We start from the raw sequence: 19,074 nt of genomic DNA on the forward strand, positions 1-19,074 counted from the left end.
CCGTCAGCGGCGCGTCGCGCGCAGCAGCCGCCGTACGACGTGGCGGGCGTCGCGGCCGACACCGCGCAGGGTGGCGGAGGAGAAGCTCCGCTGGTACTCCAGGCCCGCGTACCCCAGCCCGGGGACGGTGGTGGAGACCCCGCCGCGGTGGAGCGGGCGCCCTGCGCGGTCCAGGGCTCCGGTCGGGGCGAGGTGGTCCAGCGCGGGCCGGTAGCCGGTGGCGAGCAGGACGGTGTCCGCCCTCTCCACGGTGCCGTCGGCCCAGGTGACCTTGTCGCCCTCCAGGCGGGTGAACATCTCGCGGCGGTCCGGGTCGCCGGTGGCGAACGCGGCCCGGTACCGGCCGTCGTCGTTGACCAGGACCGGGGCCCTCTCCCAGACCCGGCGCAGGGGCGCGGCGTCCAGGCCGCTGCGAACGAACCACCAGTGGATGTCCCGGCCCAGGGGGCGCTGCTCCGCCCAGGCGACCGGGGCCCGGGTGGCCAGGCTGACCCGGGCCGTCCCGGCGAGTTCGGCGGCGATCTGGACCCCCGAGTTGCCGCCGCCGACCACCACGATCCGCTGTCCGGCGAAGGGCGCGGGCGAGCGGTACTCGGCGGCGTGCAGCACGGTGCCGGTGAAGTCCGCCAGGCCCGGCAGGTCCGGGCGGTGGGGGCGGGTGAACCCGCCGGTGGCGGAGACGAGGGCGCGGGAGCGGACCCGTGAGCCGTCGGCGAGGCTGAGGGCGAAGGCGTCCCCGTCGCGTTCGACCCGCTCCACCCGGTGCCCGCAGCGCAGGTCGGCGTCCAGGCGGGCGGCGTAGTCGCGCAGGTAGGCCACCACCTCGTCGCGGCGCGGGTAGCGGTCGGGATCGCCGGGCAGCGGCAGGCCGGGCAGGGCGGAGAAGCGGGCGGGGGAGAACAGGGTCAGGCTGTCGTAGTAGTGCGGCCAGGAGCCGCCGGGCCGGTCGGAAGCCTCCAGGAGCAGGGGGCGCACGCCCGCACGGTTCGCGGCCCGCGCCGCGGCCAGTCCGGACTGGCCCGCTCCGATGACGGCGAGGGGGGTTTCTTCCATGAGGGGATCTCCTTCGTCGACGGGGCGCCCGCGGGAGGGGCGCCGGGGGTCAGGCGGGGGTCCGCCGGGGACGGGTGGCGGGGCTGATCAGCGCGCCGAGGGCGGCCAGCGCTCCCAGCGCCGCGAACACCGCCGGGTAGCCGCCCAGCGGTCCGGCCAGCGCGGTTCCGGCCCAGGGCGCCAGGGCGACGGCGAGCATGAGCGGGGTGTGCATGATGCCGTTGAGGACGGCGTAGTGCCCCATCCCCCACCGGTCGGACACCGCGGTGGCCTGGAGGAGGGTGAGGATCCCCCGCGCCATCCCGGCAAGCGCGGCGATGGCCAGGACCAGGGCCGGCGGTCCGGGCACCAGGGCCAGCAGGGCGGTGGTCGCCGCGCAGGCGCCGAGGACGGCCGCGGCGCGCGGGGCCGGACCGGTCCACCGCTCCAGGGGGGCGTAGGCCAGGCGGCCGAGCACCTGGCCCACCCCGCCGACGCCCAGGGCCCAGGCCGCCTCCGCCGTGCCGAACCCCCTCCCCTCCAGAAGGGGGACCAGGTTGACGACGACCGCATGGACGGCGAAGGATCCCAGGGCCAGGGCCGCGGTCAGGAGCCAGAACGCCCGGCTGCGCGCCACTGCGCGCACGCCCCCGGGGCCGCTCCCGCGCTCCCGGTCTCCGGGGGCCCACGCCCGGGGCAGCGCGAAGGCGTGCAGGGGCACCACCACGGCCAGGAGAACGCCCGCGAGGACCAGGTAGGCGCCGCGCCATCCCCACAGGCCCTCCAACAGGGCGGTCAGGGGGGCGAAGACGGTAGCGGCCAGTCCTGCGGCCAGGGTCAGCGCGGTCAGCGCCGGCACCTTGCCCGCCCCGTACCAGTGGGTCAGCGCGGCGAAGGCGGGCGGGTAGAACAGCCCGGCCATCGCGGCCCCCGCCACCAGCCAGGCCGCGGCGAAGACCCACAGGTCCCGGGAGGACGCGATGACCGCCACGGCGGGGACGGCGGTCAGGGACGCCGCCGTCATCACCGGACGCGGTCCCCGGGTCCGCACCCAGCGGCCCACGGGGATCCCTGCCAGCCCGGCCACGACCTGGGAGGCGGAGAACCAGGCGGTCACCGAGGCAGGAGACCACCCGGTGTCGGCGGCGATACCGGAGAGCAGAACGGGGAAGGCGTAGAACAGCACCCCGTAGCAGGTGGTGACGGTGACGCACAGGACCCACAGGCCCCGGCGCGCGCCGACCGCGTTCACGGGCGGACGCGCGCCGGGGGCCGCGTCGGAACGCGCTGTCACGGCACCCGGGCCGACTCGGCCGGCTCCGCCGTGCGCGAGGGCCCCCCGCAGCAGCCGCCGTCCGCGGACGCGGTCGGAGCGGTCGAGAGCAGCCGCAGCGGCGAGACGGCCAGGCCGCCGCCCCCGGTCGCGGCGGCCGGGGGCTCCTGTGACGCCTCGGGGGCGGGGCCGCAGCAGCCGCCCGCCTCGGCCTCGGCCGCGTCGGGTGCGTCGAACAGCCCGGCGCCGCCGCACACCCCGGTCTCGGGCAGGGTCAGCTCCACCCGGGCCGCGGACTCGTGGTCCCCGGCGAGGTGGGCGGCGATACTGCGGACCTGCTCGAAGCCGGTCAGGGCCAGGAACGTGGGGGCGCGCCCGTAGGACTTCATCCCCGCCAGGAAGAACCCCTCCTCCGGGTGGGACAGCTCCGCGGCCCCGTGCGGGTACACCGTCCCGCAGGAGTGCACGTTGGGGTCGATGAGCGGGGCCAGCCCGGCGGGGGCCTGGAGCGTGGCGTCCAGGTCCAGGCGGATCTCCGACAGGGGCGCCAGGTCCGGGCGGAACCCGGTCAGGGCGACCACCTCGTCGACCGGCTCCAGGGTGCGGCCGCCGTCGTCGACCAGGACCACCCGGTCACCGCCGGTGCGCACCTCGGCGGTGCGGAACCCGGTGACGACCCCGATGTGCCCGGCCTCCACCGCCGCCTTCGCACGCAGCCCCAGGGCCCCGCGGGCGGCGAGCCGGTCGGCGTCCCCTCCGCCGAAGGCGTCGCCCACGGCCCCGCGGCGCAGCACCCACAGCACCCTGGTGCCCGGGACCTCGTCGGCGAGTGCGGACAGGGCCACGAGCGCGGTCAGCGCCGAGTGCCCCCGGCCGACGACGGCCGTGGTCCGTCCTGCGTACCGGGCCCGCACGGCCGGGTCGGCGGTGTCGGGGACGCGGTGGGAGATCCGTTCGGCCGCCTCGGCCTCGCCCAGGGCGGGCAGGCCGTCGCCGCCCACCGGGTTGGGCGTGGCCCAGGTGCCGGAGGCGTCGATGACGGCTCGGGCGAGCAGGCGCTCCTCCCCCGCGGCGGTGCGCACCCGCACGGTGAACGGTGCCCCGGCGCGCCCGGCGTCCACCACGCGGTCCCGGCCCAGACGGCTCACCCCGGTCACCTCCGCGCCGAACCGCACCCGCCCGCCCAGGGCGGCGGCCAGCGGGGCGAGGTAGTCGCGGGCCCACTCGGCGCCCGTGGGATATCCGCCGTCGGCGGGGCGGACCCAGCCGGTGGCGGTGAGCAGCCTCTCCGCGGCCGGGTCGACCAGGTCGCGCCACATCGAGAAGAGGCGTACGTGCCCCCACTCGGACACGGCGGCCCCGGCCCGGTCGCCGCGCTCCAGCACCACGACCGGCAGGTCGCGCCCGACCAGTTCGGCGGCCGCGGCCAGGCCCACCGGGCCCGCTCCGATCACCACGACGGGAAGCACCTCGCCCATGACACACCCTTTCATCGATCAGTGTCTATGAACCGAGACTTTATAGATGTTCGTCGATGGACGCAACCATAGATCGTGGTCGATAATGAGGGCATGGCACCAGCACAGCTCGAACACGCCGAACCCGCCCTCCCCGCGCCCGAGGCCGAGACCTACGCCGCCTGGTTCGCCTGCCTGGCCGAGCCCATGCGCGTCCGGCTGCTCCACGCCATCGCCACCCGGCCGGGTTCGATCAGCGTGGGCGAACTGGCCGAGATGGTGGACGTGCGCCAGCCCACCGTCTCCCACCACCTGCGCAAACTCGCCGACGTCGGGTTCGTGACCCTCACCAGGGTGGGCACCTCCACCAGGGTCGCCGTCAACCCCGCCTGCTGCGTCGGCCTGCCGCACGCCGCCGACGCCGTCATGGGCCTGCTCGCAGCCCGCCCCTGCTGCCCCACCGACCTGCCCGCCGACGTGGACACCCGCCCCATGACCGATGCCGACCTGGAGCGGGTCCGCGAGATCCACGTCCAGGGCATCGCCACCGGCGACGCCACCTTCGAGACCGAGGCGCCCCCGGTCAGGGACCTCCAGGACAAGTGGATCCCCGGCCACCGCTGGGTCGCCGAACTTGACGGGGCCGTGGTCGGCTGGGCCACCGCCGCCCCGGTCTCGGCCCGCGAGGCATACGCCGGGGTCGCCGAGACCTCGGTCTACGTCGCCGAGGGCGCACGCGGCCGGGGCGTGGGCAAGGCACTGCTGTACCGGCAGGTCACCGAGGCCGACACCGGCGGCCTGTGGACGCTCCAGACCTCGGTCTTCCCCGAGAACCGGGCCTCCCTGTCCCTGCACCGCCAGGCGGGGTTCCGCACCGTCGGGGTGCGCGAGCGCATCGCCCGCCACCACGGCCGCTGGCGCGACACCGTCCTGCTGGAACGCCGCCGGGACCCGTCCGCCTGCGACGGGGACACCGGCTGCGCGGCCTGCTGACCCGGCGGGGGCGGAGCGCTGCGCGCGGGTCCGCCGCCCCGTGCCGGCCTGCGGTCCCGGCGGCCGGACCGAGAAGGGCGCCCCACCCCGGGGAGATGGCCGTGCGTCCAAGGTGCGCCGCGGCGGGCCGGTCGACCACCCCCGCGCGGCCCGCTCCCGGCGGGGAGCGGCCCCCGGTCAGGGCGCGGCCGGGCCCGTGGACCGGCGGATCACCAGGTGGGAGGCGAGCACCACCCGCTGCGGGGCGGGCTGGGAGCGCGACCGGGAGCCGCTGCGGGTGAGGAGTTCCACCGCCGCCCGGCCCGCCTCCTCCTGGAGCCCGGCGACCGTCGTCAGCGCGGGGACGCACAGGTCGGCGCCGAAGATGTCGTCGTAGCCGACCACGCTGACCTGCTCCGGGACCGGCACACCGCGTTCGGCCAGGCGCCGGAGCACCCCTATGGCGAGCAGGTCGTTGTGGGCCACCAGGGCGGTGGCCCCCACGCCCAGGCCGGCGTCGGCGGCCACCCCGCCGCCCTCGACCTTGGGCGGGAACGGGCCCAGCCGCCGCACGGCCAGCCCGTGCGCCTCGGCCGCCGCGCGCAGCGCCCGCCACCGCTGGGCCGCGGGCCAGGAGCGGTGCGGGCCGGAGAGGTGGACAACGGACCGGTGCCCCAGGGACGCCAGGTGCTCGATGATCCGGCGGCTGCCCGCGCCGTTGTCCACCACGGCACTGGGCAGCCCGTCCACCTGCCGGTCGACCAGGACCAGGTCGTGGTCGCGGGCGAGCTCCCGGGTGGTCTCCTCCCCCATGCGGCCGGCCGCGAGCACGAACCCGTCGACGGACCGGGACAGGCGCTCGATCTGGTTGCGCTCGTTGTCGGCCGACTCCTCGGTGTTGGCGAGGACGAAGGTCAGCCCCGCCTCGCCGGCGCGCTTCTCCGCACCCCGGATGGTGCCGAAGAAGTGGGGGTCGGCCATGTCGGGGACCAGCATGGCGATCGCCGCCTTGTGCCCCGACTGCAGGGCCGTCGCCAGGGGGTCGGGCCGGTACCCGAGGCGTTCGGCGACGGCGAGGATGTGCTCGCGGGTGGCGGGGCTGACCCGGCGGGGGTCGTTGAGGGCGCGCGAGACGGTGGAGGCGGCCACGCCCGCCTCACGGGCGACGTCGTAGATGGTGGTGCGGCGGGGGGAGCTCATGACTCCTGATTCCTACCGTGCCGCGGCGGCGTTGGGCAACCGCCTGCCGTTCGACCGGCCCGGAACTCCGGTCCGCGGACGCGCAGCGGCTGGGCATGGGACGCGCTCCGGTGGAGCCGTCACCGCCGGTGCCTCCTCGGCCGGGGCGGGTTCGGCGTGGCCGCGTCGGGCACCTGCTCGCTGCCGGTCACACCGGGCCGCTGCCCCGGGGGAGGTGTTCGACGACGTGTTCCGGACGGCCGCCCCGGGCGGACCGCGGCCGACGCGCTGCGCTCGCCCACCCTGATGGAGGACGCCCCGGCCCGCCGGGCGCCCGGCCACGGCGCTCGCCCGTCTGCCCGATCCGGAGGCCCTGTGGGGTTCCGGGTTCGTGGAGGTGGCCGCGACCGGGGGCGGCGGCCGCGATCCGGACCCTGGGACCGGGGCCGAGCGGCTCGGCTGCCCGGTGCCGGGCGGGGGTCAGGCGGGCGGGCGGCCGTCGCCGCCGTGCACGATGTCGACGATGTGCTCGGCTATGGCCATGCAGGACGTGGCCGCGGGCGAGGGCGCGTTGCGCACCGCGGTGACCCGGCCGAAGCGGTGCACCCGGAAGTCGTCGACCAGGGAACCGTCGCGGTCCAGGGCCTGGGCGCGCACACCCGCGCCCCCGCGCACCACGTCGTCCGCCCCGATGTCGGGGATGTAGCGGCGCGCCGCCCGCATGTAGGCGCGCTTGGACAAGGACCCGTACACCTCCGTGATCCCGGTGCGCCAATGACGCGACCCCATGGCCCAGAAACCGGGCCAGGCGAGGATCTCGCGCACATCGGAGAGGCTGACGTCGGAGAACCGGTAGCCCTCGCGGGCGAACGCGAGAACGGCGTTGGGGCCCACCTCCACGTCCCCGGAGACCCGGCGGGTGAAGTGCACGCCCAGGAACGGGTAGCGGGGGTCGGGCACCGGGTAGACCAGGCCGCGCACCAGGTGCGCCTTCTCCGGGCTCACCAGCATGTACTCCCCGCGGAACGGCACGATCCGCGGGGCGGCCCCGTCCCCGGCGGCCCGCGCCACCCGGTCCCCGTGCAGTCCCGCGCACACGACCAGCTCGTCCACACGCGTGTCCTCACCGCCCGCGAGGACCCGCAGCCCCTCCCCGTCGGGCCGCACCGCGGTGACCTCCGCACCGAGCCGGATCTCCCCTCCGGCGGCGGCGATGTCCCCGGCGAAGGACTCGCAGATCCGGGCGTAGTCGGTGATGGCGGTGCGCGGTGAGTGCAGGGCGGCCAGGCCCGTGGTGTGGGGCTCGATCCCGCGGATCTCCCCGGGCCCGATCCGGCGCAGCCCCGGGACGGCGTTGGTACCGGCCCGGGCGTGCAGGGCGTCCAGCCGGGCCACCTCCTGCGGGGTGACGGCGACGACGAGCTTGCCGCACTCCTCGTAGGGCAGGTCCCGGTCGGCGCAGTAGTCGCGCAGCAGGCCGCGGCCGCGCGTGCACAACCGGGCCTTGAGCCCGCCGGGCTCGTAGTAGATGCCGGCGTGCACCACCCCGGAGTTGTGGCCGGTCTGGTGGGCGGCGACCCGGTCCTCCTTCTCGAAGACCACGACCCGGGTCCCCGGGCGGCGCAGGCCGATCTCACGTCCCACCGCGAGCCCGACGATGCCCGCCCCGACGATGCCCACGACCCCCTCGGCCATCCTGCCTCCCCTGTTGCGGCCGCTGTGCTCCCACGGCCCTCGAACCCCGACGTCGACCGCGACCATCTTGGCGCGGGCGGAGGTGCCCGGGGACTCCGGCCCCCGGGTCCGGCGGGCGCGTCCGGGCCCGCCTAGCCGGCGGGCGCCGGGGCCCCGGCGCCTCCGGCGACCGCCGCCGGGGCGTCGCGGGCGGCTGTGCGCCCGGCGCGCACGCCGTTGGCGATGACCAGGACCTCGGCCAGTTCGTGGACGAGGATGACCGCGGCCAGGCCCAGCACCCCGAGCGCGGCCAGCGGGACGAGGACGAGCAGGATGCCCCCCGACAGCAGCAGGCTCTGGAGCATGATCCGCCGGGACCGGCGGGCGTGGGCCAGGGCCCGGGGCAGTGCCCGCAGGTCCTCGCCCATGAGGGCGACGTCGGCGGTCTCCACGGCCACGTCGGCGCCCATCGCGCCCATGGCGACGCCCGTGTCGGCGGCGGCCAGGGCGGGGGCGTCGTTGACGCCGTCGCCGACCATCGCCACCGGCCCGCGGCGCCGCAGGTCGGCGACCAGGGCCGCCTTGTCCTCGGGGCGCAGGTCCGCGTGGACCTCGTCGATGCCCGCCCGCGCGGCCAGGGCCCGGGCGGTGCGCTCGTTGTCGCCGGTCAGCATCACGGTGCGCACGCCCATGCGGTGCAGGGCGGCGACCGCCTCGGCGGCCTCCGGGCGCGGCTCGTCGCGGATCGCGACCGCCCCGACCACCTCTCCGTCGACCTCGACCAGGACGGTGGTGGCCCCCTGGTCCTGGAGGCGGGCCACGGCGGGGGCCAGCGGCCCCGGGTCGATGTGGCCGGGGCGGCCCAGCCGCAGGGGCCTTCCGTCCGGTGCGGTGCCGACCAGGCCGCTGCCGACCACCGCCACCACGTCCCGGGCGGGCACGGGGTCGGGGTGGGCGGCCAGGATCGCGGCGGCCAGGGGGTGCTCGCTGCGCGCCTCCAGCGCGGCGGCCGCGGCGAGGACCTCCTCGCGGGTGCGCCCGGGGAGGGGCTCGACGGCCACCACGGCCGGCCTGTTGCGGGTGAGGGTGCCGGTCTTGTCCAGGGCGACGACCCGCACGGTTCCGAACGCCTCCAGGGCGGCCCCGCCCTTGACCAGGACGCCCGTGCGGCTCGCGGCGCCGACCGCGGCGACCACGGTGACGGGGACCGAGATGGCGAAGGCGCAGGGGGAGGCGGCCACCAGCACCACCAGGGCGCGTTCGATCCACGTCCCGGGGTCGCCGAGCAGGGATCCGACGGCGGCGATCAGCGCCGCGGCGACGAGGACGCCCGGCACCAGGGGGCGGGCGATCCGTGCGGCCAGGCGCTGGGCGGCGCCCTTGCGGGCCTGCTCGCGCTCGACGATGTGCACGACACGGGACAGGGAGTTGTCGGCCACGTGGGCGGTGACCTCGACCTCCAGGGCGCCGCCGCCGTTGACCGTCCCGGCGAACACGGCTGTGCCGGGCACCGCCTCGACGGGGACCGACTCGCCGGTGACGGTCGAGGTGTCCAGGGTGGAGCGTCCGGAGCGGACCGTTCCGTCGGTGGCGACCCGCTCGCCGGGCCGGACCAGGAGCAGGTCGCCCACCCGCAGTCCGTCGGGGGCGATGATGTCCTCGCGGCCGCCGCGCAGCACGGTCGCCCGGGCCGGGACGAGGTCGAGCAGGGCCCGCAGCCCGCGGCGGGTGCGGGACACGGCGTGGTCCTCCAGCGCCTCGGCCAGGGAGAACAGGAAGGCGAGCATGGCGGCCTCGCCCACCTCCCCGAGCAGGACCGCACCGGTCATGGCCACGGTCATCAGGGTGCCCACGCCGAGCTTCCCGCGGGCCAGCGCCCGCAGGGTGGCGGGGACGAAGGTCCACCCGCCCGCGGCTACGGCGCCGGCGAACAGCGCGGTCGCGGCCGCGGGGACACCGGCCAGCCACTCGGTGAGCATCCCGGCCAGCCAGAACACGCCGGCGACCGCGGCCCAGCGCACGGCGGCCGAGTCCCACCACGCACCCGGTGCCCGCTCCGGATCCGGGGCAGGTGAGCCGCAGGTGGGGTCGCCGCACCCGTCGCCGCCGGCGGCCGCCTCGACGGGACCATGAGCGCGGCCATCGGCTGCGCAGCAGTCGTCGGCGTCCACGGCCAGGGCAGCGGCCGAACGGTCGCGGCCTCGGGCGTCACCGTCCGCGCAGCAGCGGCAGGCGACCTCAGCCGGCGCGCGAGACCCCGGGGCGGCGGCCGGGTTCGGCAGCGGGCGGCTCCGGGGCGGCTCGGGGGCGCCGTCGCCACCGCAGCACAGGTCGGACACTGCTCAGCCCCCGCTCACGGCGGGCGCGCGGCCGGGCTCGGGCAGCAGCAGGGACAGCAGCGCGCGGCCGGTGTCGGTGAGGCGGTACATGACGAGCTTGCCGTCGCGCCGGGAGGCGGCCAGCCCGGCGGCGCGCAGCTGCCGGGCGTGGTGGGAGACGAGGTTCTGGGCGGCGGAGCACACCCAGGCCAGGTCGCACACGCACAGTTCGTCGGCGGCCTGGAGGGCGCGGGCGATGCGCAGCCGGGTGGGGTCGGCCAGGGCGCGGGCCCGCTCGGCGGCGGGCCGGACGTCCTCGTCGGCGGGTACGAGGGCGCGGACCGCCTCGGCCTGGGGCAGGTCGAGGCAGAGGAGTTCACAGGAGTCGGATGACATACCAACAAACTAACGTCCGTTGGTTCGTTGGGTCAACGGGGGCCTCCGGAGCACCGGAGGCCCCGCCCGCGGGTCAGGGGGTGAGCAGGACCTTGGTAGCGCGGCGCTCGTCCATCGCCCGGTAGCCCTCGGCGGCCTCCTCGAGCGGCAGGGTGAGGTCGAAGACCGCCCCCGGGTCGATCTCGCCGCCCATGACGAGGTCGACCAGTTCGGGCAGGAACCTGCGCACCGGCGCGGGCCCGCCCAGCAGGCTCACCGTGGAGAAGAACAGGTCCAGGCCGTCCAGCTCGACCCCGTGCGAGACGCCCACGTAGCCGACGTGCCCGCCCGGGCGGGTGGAGTGGATGGCCTGGAGCATGGACTCCTGGGTGCCCACCGCCTCGATCGTGGAGTGGGCGCCGTGGCCGCCGGTCAGCTCCTTGACCCTGGCCGCCCCGGCCTCGCCGCGCTCCTCGACGATGTCGGTGGCGCCGAACCGCTTCGCCAGGGCCTGCCGGTCGGCGTGGCGGGACATGACGATGATCCGCTCCGCTCCCAGGCGCCGCGCCGCCAGGACGCCCAGCAGCCCCACCGCGCCGTCGCCGACCACCGCCACCGTCCTACCCGGGCCGGCCTCCGCGGCCACGGCGGCGAACCAGCCGGTGCCCAGCACGTCGGAGGCGGCCAGCAGGCCGCGTGCCTGCGCCTCGGTGGGCTCGCCGGGCACCCTGACCAGGGTGCCGTCGGCCAGCGGGATGCGGGCGTACTCGGCCTGGGTGCCGATGGCGCCCATCATGACCTGGTGGACGCAGCGGGACTGGAACCCCGCCCGGCAGATCTCGCAGGTGTTGTCGGAGGCCACGAACGAGCCGACGACGAAGTCGCCCACCGCGATGTCGCGGACCCCGGAGCCGGTCCGCTCGACCACGCCGATGTACTCGTGGCCCATCCGCGTCGGCCCGTTCACCTCCTCGACGCCGCGGTAGGGCCACAGGTCCGACCCGCAGATGCAGGTGGCGGTGACCCGGATGACCGCGTCGGTGGGCTCGACGATCTCCGCGTCGGCCACGTTCTCGACCCGGACGTCCCCGGGGGCGTGCATGACGACTGCGCGCATGGTGTCCTCGTCCTCGTTCTCTCGGCTACAGGTCGATGACACCACGCGCACCGCCGGTGAGGGAGTCCCGGTCGATGGGGGTACCGGCAGGGACTCCTTCACGCCCCGCTCCCGGACTACCGTGGGGGCATGGACAACCGAGCCGAGGTCCGGGAGTTCCTCACGACACGCCGCGCACGGGTGACCCCCGGGCAGGTCGGCCTGCCCGCAGGAGCGAACCGGCGGGTCGAGGGGCTGCGCCGCAGCGAGGTCGCCACCCTGGCCGGGGTGAGCGTGGAGTACTACACCCGGTTGGAGCGCGGATCCATCAGCGGCGCCTCCCCCGAGGTCCTCGACTCCCTGGCCCGGGCCCTGCGCCTGGACGACGCCGAGCGCGCGCACCTGTTCGACCTCGCCCACGCGGCCGGCCCCGTGGCCCGGCCGCGCAGGCGCCGCAACCCCAGGTCCTGGTCCCCGCACCCGAGCCTGCAGTGGGTGCTGGACGCCGTCACCGCCGGGCCCGCGTTCGTCCGCAACGGGCGCATGGACATCCTCGCCGCCAACGCGCTGGCCCGGGCGTTCTACCAGGACGTCTTCGCCATGCCGGGGACCCCGCCCAACATCGCCCGGTTCACGTTCCTGGACGGTCGGGCCCGCGACTTCTACCCCGACTGGGAGATGTTCGCCGAGGTGACCGTGGCGATCCTGCGCACCGAGGCCGGGCGCGACCCGCACAACAAGGAGCTGCACGACCTCGTCGGCGAGCTGTCCACCCGCAGCGAGGAGTTCCGCCGCCGGTGGGGGGCGCACAACGTCCGCAGCCACGGCACCGGCTTCAAGACCTTCCACCACCCGGTCGTCGGGGAGATGAGCCTGGCCTACGAGGGACTGGAGATGGAGGCCGAGCCCGGTCTGTCGCTCACGGTCTACGCCGCCGAGCCCGGCTCGCCCTCCGCCGAGCGGATGCGGCTGCTCGCCTCCTGGGCGGCGGGCGAACAGGGCGGCGCCGCTCCCCCGACAGAGCGGGAGCGCACCGGGCGCTGATCCGCCGGCGGCCGGGAGGCGCAGCGCCGACCGCTCCGGGCCGGGCGCACGGGCGGCGGGTCAGGCCAGGACGAGCCAGACGAAGACGGTCGACGACGCCAGGAACACCCCCCAGTGGACGAACTCCGAGGTCCGGTAGGCGTCGCGCAGCTGCGGCGCGGTCCTGGTCGAGAGCGTGAGGCTCCCCCCGGGCGGGTCCGCGACCACGGCGGCGCCGTCCCAGGTGTACACGGTGCCGTGGACCAGCAGGTGCGCTCCCGGCACGATGGCCCACTCGCGGTGGCAGCGGCCCGGCGTCATGGGCGGCGGCACGGGGTCCGCCCCTCCGGCGGGCACGGCGGGGGCCTCGTCGGCGTCGGCCGCGAAGAAGGCGTGGGTGAGGGGGACCCGGTCCGCCACGGCCTTCCGGGGGTAGCACCGGACGGTGCCGGTGCGGTCGCCGAGCACGAAGGGGGCGCTGCTCTGCTCCACCGAGACCAGGGTCGAGCGCAGGCCCTCGTACCGGCTCCCGGGGTCGGGCCTGTGCTCCCACACCTCGGCGCGGTACCACACGCACCCGGTCCCGGAGTGGGGGGCTCTGAGCAGGCCGAGCGGCCCGGCCCCGGCGGTCCCGCTCACCAGCACGGGCGTGCCCGCGTCAGGGAGGTCGCGCAGGGGCGGGCTCTCGGCCCTCCGCAGTTCCCTGAGCCGGGCCCGCGCCCGGAAGGAACGCCGGAGCAGGCACCCGCTGAGCACCGTCGCCAGCAGCGCGAGGAGCTGGAAGGCGGTCCGGGCGTCTCCGACGAACGCGTCGTCCATTTCTTCACCTCTTCGTCCGGCCCGGCGGCGGTCCGGGTCCGGGAGCGCGTCAGTCCTCGTGGGCAGGGTCGTTCGGGTCGGCCGCGGCGAGGGCGTCGTGCCGGGTCCGGGGGTCCGCGGGCGCCCCGGCCAGGTATCCGGCCCGGGCCAGGGCGTTGCCGCCGACCGCGGCGGTGGCCAGCTGCACGAGCAGGGCCAGGCCGATCTTGAGGGCGTTGCCCGGCGAGGGGAACCAGAGCAGGAGCGCGAGCAGCAGCAGGGCCGTCCCCAGGGAGGCCGCGACCGCGATCCCGTGCAGGCGCGCGTAGAAGTCGCGCAGGCGGACGAGGCCGAGGGCCCCCACCGCGAAGACGGCGGCCCCCGTGAGCGCGCAGGCGACGGAGAGCAGTTCGAGCGGTGTCATCGCTTGCCTCCGGAGACGAGCCGGGCCAGGGAGAGCGCGGCCAGGAAACCGACGAGGGTGCACACGAGCACGACGTCCACCATCAGTTCGGAGTCCAGGCGCAGCCCCAGGAGCACGAGGATGCCGACGAACCCGAAGAAGACCAGGTCGGATCCGGCCCCCCGGTCGGCCTTGGACGGGCCGATGAGGATCCGGCGGACGGCCACGGCCATGGACGCCCCCAGGAGCAGCAGTGCGATGTCGACGGGGTTCACGGGGACACCTCCGGTGTCTCGGTCCGCGCGGGTGCGCCGTGGGGTCGGGTGATGTCCAGCAGGTAGTCCTCCATCCGGTGGATGCCGTCGAGGAAGGCCTTCTCGTCGGCGGTGTACAGGCCGTGCACCCACAGGGTGGGCGGCCGCATCCGGGTGGCCACGGTGACCGACCCGGGGGTCAGGGAGACCATGTTGGCCACGGCCGTGACCTCCAGCTCGGTCCGGGCGTTCAGCGGCACCTCGACGAAGGCGGGTTCCACCGAGCGGCCTGGGCCGAGGGTGTCCCTGGCCACCCGGAAGGAGGAGGCCACCACCCTGGAGCCGTAGAAGAAGGGGAACCACGCGATCCGCGCGGTCCTGCGCAGGAGACCGGTCATCGGTCCGTCACCGCCTCGACGTAGGTGGAGGTGTCCAACAGGTGGGCCGCGGCCTGGCCGGCCAGGTCGAGAAGGACCTGGGCCCCCAGGCCGACGCACAGGGTCACGGCGGTCAGGGCCGCCGCGGGCAGGAGCAGGGAGGTCCGGATCCGGGGGGACGTCCGGGTGGCCGCGGCCGTCGCGCCGGCGCCGGGTCCCGCCGCGGGGACGGGTTCCGGCGCGGGGACGGGTTCGGGCGGGCGGGCCCAGAAGACGGCGCTCCAGATCTTCAGCATCGACATGAGCGTGATGAGGCTGACGGCGATGGCGACGGCGGCGACCGTCCACTGACCCGCCTCGAAGGCGGCGGCGACCAGGGTGAGTTTGGCGACGAAGCCGGAGAAGGGGGGAAGCCCGGCCAGGGACAGGGCCGCCCCCAGGAAGGCCAGGGCCAGCAGGGGCTCCCCGCGCGCGACTCCGCGCAACCGGTCCAGGTCGCCGGTGCCGTGGACGTGCTCCACCGCTCCGGTGGACAGGAAGAGGGAGGCCTTGACCACCATGTGGTGGACCAGGTAGAAGATCCCGGCCGTGAGGCCGAGCTCGGTGAACAGGGCGACGCCGAGCAGGATGTAGCCGATCTGGCTGACCATGTGGAACACCAGGATCGACCGGGTGGTGGTCTCGCCGACCGCGCCCAGGACGCCGACGGCCATGGTGGCCGTGAAGATGACGAGGCCGATCCACAGCAGCGAGGCCTGACCGTCGAAGACCACCGCGTACAGGCGGTAGATCGCGTAGATGGCGACCTTGGTGTGCAGGCCGGAGAACAGCGCCGTGACGGCGGGCGAGGGCGCGGTGTAGGTGCGGACCAGCCATCCGTGCACGGGCACGACCGCCGACTTGACCCCCATCGCCAGCAGGACCACGCCTGCGGCGACGGCGACGGTCGGCGACTCCCGTCCGGCTCCGGCCAGCTCGCCCAGGTTCACGGTGCCGGCCGTGCCGTACACCAGGGCGACCCCCGCGAGGAAGACGGTGGAAGTGAGCAGGTTGACGGTGACGTAGGTGCGGCCGCCCCGCAGGCCGCGCAGGGTACCGGCGACGGCCATCAGCCCGTAGGAGGGCAGCAGCATCACCTCGACGAACACGAACAGGTTGAACAGGTCGCCGGTGAGCAGCGCACCGTACACGCCCGCCGAGAGCACCAGGACCAGCGGGGCGGAGTAGCGCCGGTCGGCCTCTCCGGTGGCGATGGCGAAGAGCGAGCACACCAGGACCAGCAGGGCGGTCGTGGTCACCATCAGCGCGCTGAAGGTGTCGGCCGCGAACGGGATGGACACCCCGGCCGGCCACAGGCCCACCTGGTGGACGAGGATCCGCCCGTCGCCGGTGGCGCCGACCAGGGCCAGGCCCCCGGCCAGCCCGAGGGCGGCGGTGCCCGGCAGCAGGACCCGGACCGCCGTCCGCGAGGTGAGCACGGCGAGCAGCGCGGCGCTCACGAGGGGGGCCGCGACCAGGAGCGGCAGGAGCGCGGGGGTCATGAGGCGTCCTCCGTGTCGTCGCCCTCGCCGGTGGCGGCGAGGGTGAGCATGTAGATGGTGATGGAGAAGGCGATGACGATCGCGGTGAGCACGAACGCCTGCGGCAGCGGGTCGGCCAGGGCCTCGGTCGCCTCCTGTCCCAGCAGGGGCGCGCCGCGGTGGAAGACCCCTCCCGCCGACATCAGCAGGAGGTTGGCGGCGTGGCTGAGCAGGACGAAGCCCAGGACGATGCGGACCATGCCGCGTTGCAGGATCAGGTGGACGGCTCCGGCGGTCAGCACGCCGATCGTGATGGCCAGGGTCATCGGGCACCTCCGGTGGCCGTGGTGTTCCGGGCGGGCCCGGGGGCGCCGTGCCCGCCGGGGTCTTCGGGATCGCGGCCGGGCCGGGGCAGGCCGAGCTGGTTGAGCGCGGTGAGCAGGACGCCGACCACGGCCAGGTAGACGCCGACGTCGAAGACGAGGGCGGTGGTGAAGTGGTAGTGGCCGCCCCAGGGCAGGGGGACGTCGGCGTGCAGGGGCCGCAGGAACGAGCCCTCCGCGAACCCGAGCAGGCCGGAGGCGAGCGCGGTGAGGATCCCCGCGGCGATGACGGCCGGGTAGGCCAGGCGGATGCGGGCCACCGAGGCGCTGGGCGCCGCCAGGTAGGCCAGGGCGAACGCCGAGCCGCCGATGAGCCCGGCGATGAACCCGCCGCCGGGCGCGTTGTGCCCCCGCAGCAGCAGGTAGAGCGACCACACCACGAGCAGCGGGATGAGGATGCGGGCGACGGTGCGCGTGATGACGGTGTTGGAGTCGGCGTCCCAGACCGGGTTGGTGCGCGACGCCCGGGGACGGGTCCCGCCGGCGGCGGTCAGTCCGGCCGAGTGCAGGATCGCGATGATGATGAGCCCGGCCACCCCCAGGACGGTCAGCTCCCCGAGGGTGTCCAGCGCCCGGTAGTCGACGAGGACCGTGTTGACGACGTTGGTGCCGCCGGTGTCGGCGGGGGCGTTCTCCAGCAGGTGGGCGCTCACCGCCGAGGGCTCGCGGCGGCCGGTGAGCAGGTAGGCCCCCGCCGCCGCGGCCGCCCCCGCCGAGACCGCCACGGCCGCGGTGGCGGCGGTGCGCGCGGGTCGGACCCGGTGGAACTCGGCGGGGAGTCTGCGCAGGACCAGCACCGCCACCACGACGGTCAGGATCTCCACCAGGAGCTGGGTGAGCGCCACGTCCACGGCGCCCAGGAACACGAACCACACCGCGGTGGCGAGCCCGGCGAGTCCGACGAGCACGAGTGCGGCCATCTTCGACCGCGTCACCACGGCCGTGGCCACGGCGATGGTGACCAGCACGACGGGCAGCCAGTCCAGGGGGCGCGACGTGGGCCCCGCGACGGGTCCGTGGTCCGGTCCCACGAGGGCCACCGCGGCCGCGAACACGATGACCAGTCCGACGGGGGCGGCCAGGTGCCGGGCCGGGGCGTCGGAGCGGGTCGGGTCGCCCGCGCGCGCCCCGGCCGCGACGACGGCTGCGTGGATCCGCTCGAAGACGGCGGTGCCCCGGAAGGGGAGGGACAGGCCCGCAGGCCGGCCCGTACGGGAGGACCGGGCCAGGAGCACCCCCAGGAACAGGGCCGCCGCCGACAGGCCCACCGCCGGGGTGAGGCCGTGCCACAGCGCCAGGTGGGCGTCCGCCTCCCGGTGTGCGGCGTCGGAGGCGGCGCGTTCGGCCATGGGGTTCAGCAGGGGCGCGGCCGGGCCGAGGGCCAGGCCGGCCAGGGCCGTGACCGCCGGGGCCGCCAGGAGGAGGGCTCCCGCCTCCCGGGGGCGCCCGGCCGCGGGGCGGGGCGCCCGCCCTCCCCAGAAGGCGCCGTACACGAAGCGGAAGGAGTAGGCCACGGTCAGGGCGGCCACCGCCACCGCCGCGGTGGCGGCCAGGGGGCCGGCCCACGGCGGCCCCGGGAGGTACAGCAGGGCTTCAAACACGTTCTCCTTGCTGACGAACCCCAGCAGGGGCGGCACCCCGGCCATGGACAGCGCGGCCAGCGCGCTCACCGTCGCGGTGGCGGGCATGGCGCGTGCGAGACCGCCCAGTCTGCGCAGGTCGCGTGTACCGGTCTGGTGGTCGATCACGCCGACGGCCATGAACAGCGTGGCCTTGAACAGGGCGTGCGCCAGGGTGTGCACGGCGGCGGCGATGAGGGCCTGCGGGGTGCCCACGCCGATGACGGCGAGGAGGAACCCCAGTTGGCTGACCGTGGAGTAGGCGGCCAGTTCCTTGAGGTCGTCGCGGCGCAGGGCGGCCAGGGCGCCGATGAGCGCGGTGGTCAGACCGGCCACCACCAGCGTGGTGCCCCAGACCGCGTTGTCCGCGAAGGCCGGGGAGAAGCGCATCGCCAGGTAGACACCGGCCTTGACCATCGCCGCGGCGTGCAGGTAGGCGCTGACCGGGGTGCTGGCGGCCATGGCGTCGGGCAGCCAGTAGTGGAAGGGGAACTGGGCCGACTTGGTGAAGACGGCGACGATGACCAGGACGACGACGGCGGTGGTGAAGCCGCCGTCCCGGGCCCAGGACGTGTCCGCCAGGATCTCGCTGACGCGGGTGGTCCCGGTGCGCACCCACAGCAGCACGACCGCGGCCAGCAGGGCGAGCCCGCCCAGGGCGGTGAGCAGCAGGGTGCGGACCGCGGGCCGCGCGGCCGCGGGGCCGGACAGGCCGATCAGGTAGAAGGAGCAGATCGTGGTCAGCTCCCAGAAGACGAAGAGCAGGACGAGGTCGTCGGCGAGGACCAGACCCGTCATCGCCAGGGCGAAGGCGCTCATCAGGGTGTAGAAGCCGGTGCGGCGCCCCGGGGGGAAGTAGCGCGCGGAGTAGGCCGTCACGAGCGCGCCCACGCCCAGGACGAGGACGCAGAACAGCCAGGCCAGGCCGTCCATGCGCAGGTCCAGGCCCACCCCCAGGGAGGGCATCCAGGGGAGGGCGGCCGTCAGGGGCGGGGCCCCGCCCCACAGGGCCGGGCCCGCCGCCAGGACGGGAACGGTGAGCAGGGCGAACACCGCGGCCAGGGGCCACCCGGCCTCCCGGCCGAGGAGGCGGCCGGTCACCGGGACGAGCAGGGTGGTCACCGTCAGTGCGGACAGCAGGAAGAGCAGCAGCAAGCCGCCGGCCTTTCACGGTTCCTCGCCGGGTCCTCGGGCGTACCGGGGTACGCCGAGGACGGCCGTGCCGTCGGGCATGACACGGTCGGCGATCAGCGAACGAGGATGTCGGAGGGCACCGCGACGGTGCCGGGCGCACGGCAGGGCGGGACCCGCCCGCCGTGTC

Annotated in this window: 17 protein-coding genes; 2 read left to right on the forward strand and 15 right to left on the reverse strand. The window is 75.9% G+C overall.

The window, feature by feature from the left end; genetic code table 11:
- Nucleotides 1–3 precede the first annotated feature (3 nt).
- Genes ACSUPR_RS03940 through ACSUPR_RS03950 form a run of 3 tightly spaced genes read right to left on the reverse strand, consistent with a single transcriptional unit; the run spans nt 4 to nt 3,783 of the window.
- A complete protein-coding gene (locus tag ACSUPR_RS03940) occupies nt 4–1,053 on the reverse strand; it encodes a flavin-containing monooxygenase (RefSeq protein ID WP_436889537.1) in 1,050 nt (349 codons plus the stop codon).
- 49 nt (nt 1,054–1,102) lie between these two features.
- A complete protein-coding gene (locus ACSUPR_RS03945; RefSeq protein WP_436889538.1) occupies nt 1,103–2,284 on the reverse strand; it encodes an MFS transporter in 1,182 nt (393 codons plus the stop codon).
- A gap of 38 nt (nt 2,285–2,322) precedes the next feature.
- Nucleotides 2,323–3,783, reverse strand: a complete 1,461-nt coding sequence (locus tag ACSUPR_RS03950) for an NAD(P)-binding domain-containing protein (protein WP_436889539.1) — start codon at nt 3,781–3,783, stop codon at nt 2,323–2,325.
- Between the two features lie 93 nt (nt 3,784–3,876).
- Between ACSUPR_RS03950 and ACSUPR_RS03955 the strand changes: the two genes are divergently transcribed.
- Nucleotides 3,877–4,755, forward strand: a complete 879-nt coding sequence (locus ACSUPR_RS03955) for a helix-turn-helix domain-containing GNAT family N-acetyltransferase (protein WP_436889540.1) — start codon at nt 3,877–3,879, stop codon at nt 4,753–4,755.
- A 177-nt stretch (nt 4,756–4,932) separates the two neighbouring features.
- On the opposite strand, the gene ACSUPR_RS03960 is transcribed toward ACSUPR_RS03955, so the two are convergent.
- From ACSUPR_RS03960 to ACSUPR_RS03980, 5 genes are all read right to left on the reverse strand, one after another.
- Nucleotides 4,933–5,934: a LacI family DNA-binding transcriptional regulator gene (locus tag ACSUPR_RS03960; RefSeq protein WP_436889541.1), complete on the reverse strand. Its 1,002-nt coding sequence runs from the start codon at nt 5,932–5,934 to the stop codon at nt 4,933–4,935.
- Nucleotides 5,935–6,393: 459 nt separating this feature from the next.
- Complete coding sequence (gene lhgO, locus ACSUPR_RS03965) at nt 6,394–7,608, reverse strand: L-2-hydroxyglutarate oxidase (protein WP_436889542.1); 1,215 nt, start codon at nt 7,606–7,608, stop codon at nt 6,394–6,396.
- A gap of 131 nt (nt 7,609–7,739) precedes the next feature.
- Nucleotides 7,740–9,926, reverse strand: a complete 2,187-nt coding sequence (locus ACSUPR_RS03970) for a heavy metal translocating P-type ATPase (RefSeq protein WP_436889543.1) — start codon at nt 9,924–9,926, stop codon at nt 7,740–7,742.
- A gap of 3 nt (nt 9,927–9,929) precedes the next feature.
- A complete protein-coding gene (locus tag ACSUPR_RS03975) occupies nt 9,930–10,301 on the reverse strand; it encodes an ArsR/SmtB family transcription factor (RefSeq protein ID WP_436889544.1) in 372 nt (123 codons plus the stop codon).
- A gap of 73 nt (nt 10,302–10,374) precedes the next feature.
- The gene (locus ACSUPR_RS03980; protein ID WP_436889545.1) at nt 10,375–11,397 is read right to left on the reverse strand and encodes a zinc-dependent alcohol dehydrogenase family protein; all 1,023 of its coding nucleotides are present in this window, start codon (nt 11,395–11,397) and stop codon (nt 10,375–10,377) included.
- Nucleotides 11,398–11,526: 129 nt separating this feature from the next.
- Between ACSUPR_RS03980 and ACSUPR_RS03985 the strand changes: the two genes are divergently transcribed.
- Nucleotides 11,527–12,420, forward strand: coding sequence for a helix-turn-helix transcriptional regulator (locus ACSUPR_RS03985; RefSeq protein ID WP_436889546.1), 894 nt, complete (start codon nt 11,527–11,529; stop codon nt 12,418–12,420).
- Nucleotides 12,421–12,480: 60 nt separating this feature from the next.
- Here ACSUPR_RS03985 and ACSUPR_RS03990 read toward each other — a convergent pair whose 3' ends face one another.
- The 7 genes from ACSUPR_RS03990 to ACSUPR_RS04020 are packed head-to-tail and all read right to left on the reverse strand — an operon-like array spanning nt 12,481 to nt 18,908.
- Nucleotides 12,481–13,218 (reverse strand): GIDE domain-containing protein, encoded by a 738-nt coding sequence (locus ACSUPR_RS03990; protein ID WP_436889547.1) that lies wholly within the window; start codon nt 13,216–13,218, stop codon nt 12,481–12,483.
- A 49-nt stretch (nt 13,219–13,267) separates the two neighbouring features.
- Complete coding sequence (locus ACSUPR_RS03995; protein WP_436889548.1) at nt 13,268–13,621, reverse strand: cation:proton antiporter; 354 nt, start codon at nt 13,619–13,621, stop codon at nt 13,268–13,270.
- Nucleotides 13,618–13,875 carry a monovalent cation/H+ antiporter complex subunit F gene (locus ACSUPR_RS04000; protein WP_436889549.1) on the reverse strand — a complete coding sequence of 86 codons (258 nt, stop codon included), beginning with the start codon at nt 13,873–13,875 and terminating at the stop codon, nt 13,618–13,620. Before ACSUPR_RS04000 ends, ACSUPR_RS03995 begins: the two co-directional genes overlap by 4 nt.
- Nucleotides 13,872–14,252: a Na+/H+ antiporter subunit E gene (locus tag ACSUPR_RS04005; RefSeq protein ID WP_436889550.1), complete on the reverse strand. Its 381-nt coding sequence runs from the start codon at nt 14,250–14,252 to the stop codon at nt 13,872–13,874. Before ACSUPR_RS04005 ends, ACSUPR_RS04000 begins: the two co-directional genes overlap by 4 nt.
- A complete protein-coding gene (locus ACSUPR_RS04010) occupies nt 14,249–15,772 on the reverse strand; it encodes a monovalent cation/H+ antiporter subunit D family protein (RefSeq protein WP_436889551.1) in 1,524 nt (507 codons plus the stop codon). The genes ACSUPR_RS04005 and ACSUPR_RS04010 overlap by 4 nt, the downstream gene beginning before the upstream one ends.
- Nucleotides 15,769–16,077, reverse strand: a complete 309-nt coding sequence (locus ACSUPR_RS04015; RefSeq protein ID WP_436889552.1) for a sodium:proton antiporter — start codon at nt 16,075–16,077, stop codon at nt 15,769–15,771. The genes ACSUPR_RS04010 and ACSUPR_RS04015 overlap by 4 nt, the downstream gene beginning before the upstream one ends.
- Entirely contained in the window at nt 16,074–18,908 is a 2,835-nt protein-coding gene (locus tag ACSUPR_RS04020) for a DUF4040 family protein (protein ID WP_436889553.1), read from the reverse strand. The genes ACSUPR_RS04015 and ACSUPR_RS04020 overlap by 4 nt, the downstream gene beginning before the upstream one ends.
- Nucleotides 18,909–19,074 lie beyond the last annotated feature (166 nt).

It is taken from the genome of Nocardiopsis dassonvillei, assembly GCF_964273065.1.
Classification (GTDB): Bacteria; Actinomycetota; Actinomycetes; order Streptosporangiales; family Streptosporangiaceae; genus Nocardiopsis; species Nocardiopsis dassonvillei_B.

Excerpts from the sequence above, each read along its gene's own strand:
- ACSUPR_RS03940 (WP_436889537.1), bottom strand. The coding sequence starts at position 1,053 with ATGGAAGAAACCCCCCTCGCCGTCATCGGAGCGGGCCAGTCCGGACTG.
- ACSUPR_RS03950 (WP_436889539.1), bottom strand. The coding sequence starts at position 3,783 with ATGGGCGAGGTGCTTCCCGTCGTGGTGATCGGAGCGGGCCCGGTGGGC.
- ACSUPR_RS03955 (WP_436889540.1), top strand. The coding sequence starts at position 3,877 with ATGGCACCAGCACAGCTCGAACACGCCGAACCCGCCCTCCCCGCGCCC.
- ACSUPR_RS03960 (WP_436889541.1), bottom strand. The coding sequence starts at position 5,934 with ATGAGCTCCCCCCGCCGCACCACCATCTACGACGTCGCCCGTGAGGCG.
- lhgO (WP_436889542.1), bottom strand. The coding sequence starts at position 7,608 with ATGGCCGAGGGGGTCGTGGGCATCGTCGGGGCGGGCATCGTCGGGCTC.
- ACSUPR_RS03975 (WP_436889544.1), bottom strand. The coding sequence starts at position 10,301 with ATGTCATCCGACTCCTGTGAACTCCTCTGCCTCGACCTGCCCCAGGCC.
- ACSUPR_RS03980 (WP_436889545.1), bottom strand. The coding sequence starts at position 11,397 with ATGCGCGCAGTCGTCATGCACGCCCCCGGGGACGTCCGGGTCGAGAAC.
- ACSUPR_RS03985 (WP_436889546.1), top strand. The coding sequence starts at position 11,527 with ATGGACAACCGAGCCGAGGTCCGGGAGTTCCTCACGACACGCCGCGCA.
- ACSUPR_RS03990 (WP_436889547.1), bottom strand. The coding sequence starts at position 13,218 with ATGGACGACGCGTTCGTCGGAGACGCCCGGACCGCCTTCCAGCTCCTC.
- ACSUPR_RS03995 (WP_436889548.1), bottom strand. The coding sequence starts at position 13,621 with ATGACACCGCTCGAACTGCTCTCCGTCGCCTGCGCGCTCACGGGGGCC.
- ACSUPR_RS04005 (WP_436889550.1), bottom strand. The coding sequence starts at position 14,252 with ATGACCGGTCTCCTGCGCAGGACCGCGCGGATCGCGTGGTTCCCCTTC.
- ACSUPR_RS04010 (WP_436889551.1), bottom strand. The coding sequence starts at position 15,772 with ATGACCCCCGCGCTCCTGCCGCTCCTGGTCGCGGCCCCCCTCGTGAGC.
- ACSUPR_RS04015 (WP_436889552.1), bottom strand. The coding sequence starts at position 16,077 with ATGACCCTGGCCATCACGATCGGCGTGCTGACCGCCGGAGCCGTCCAC.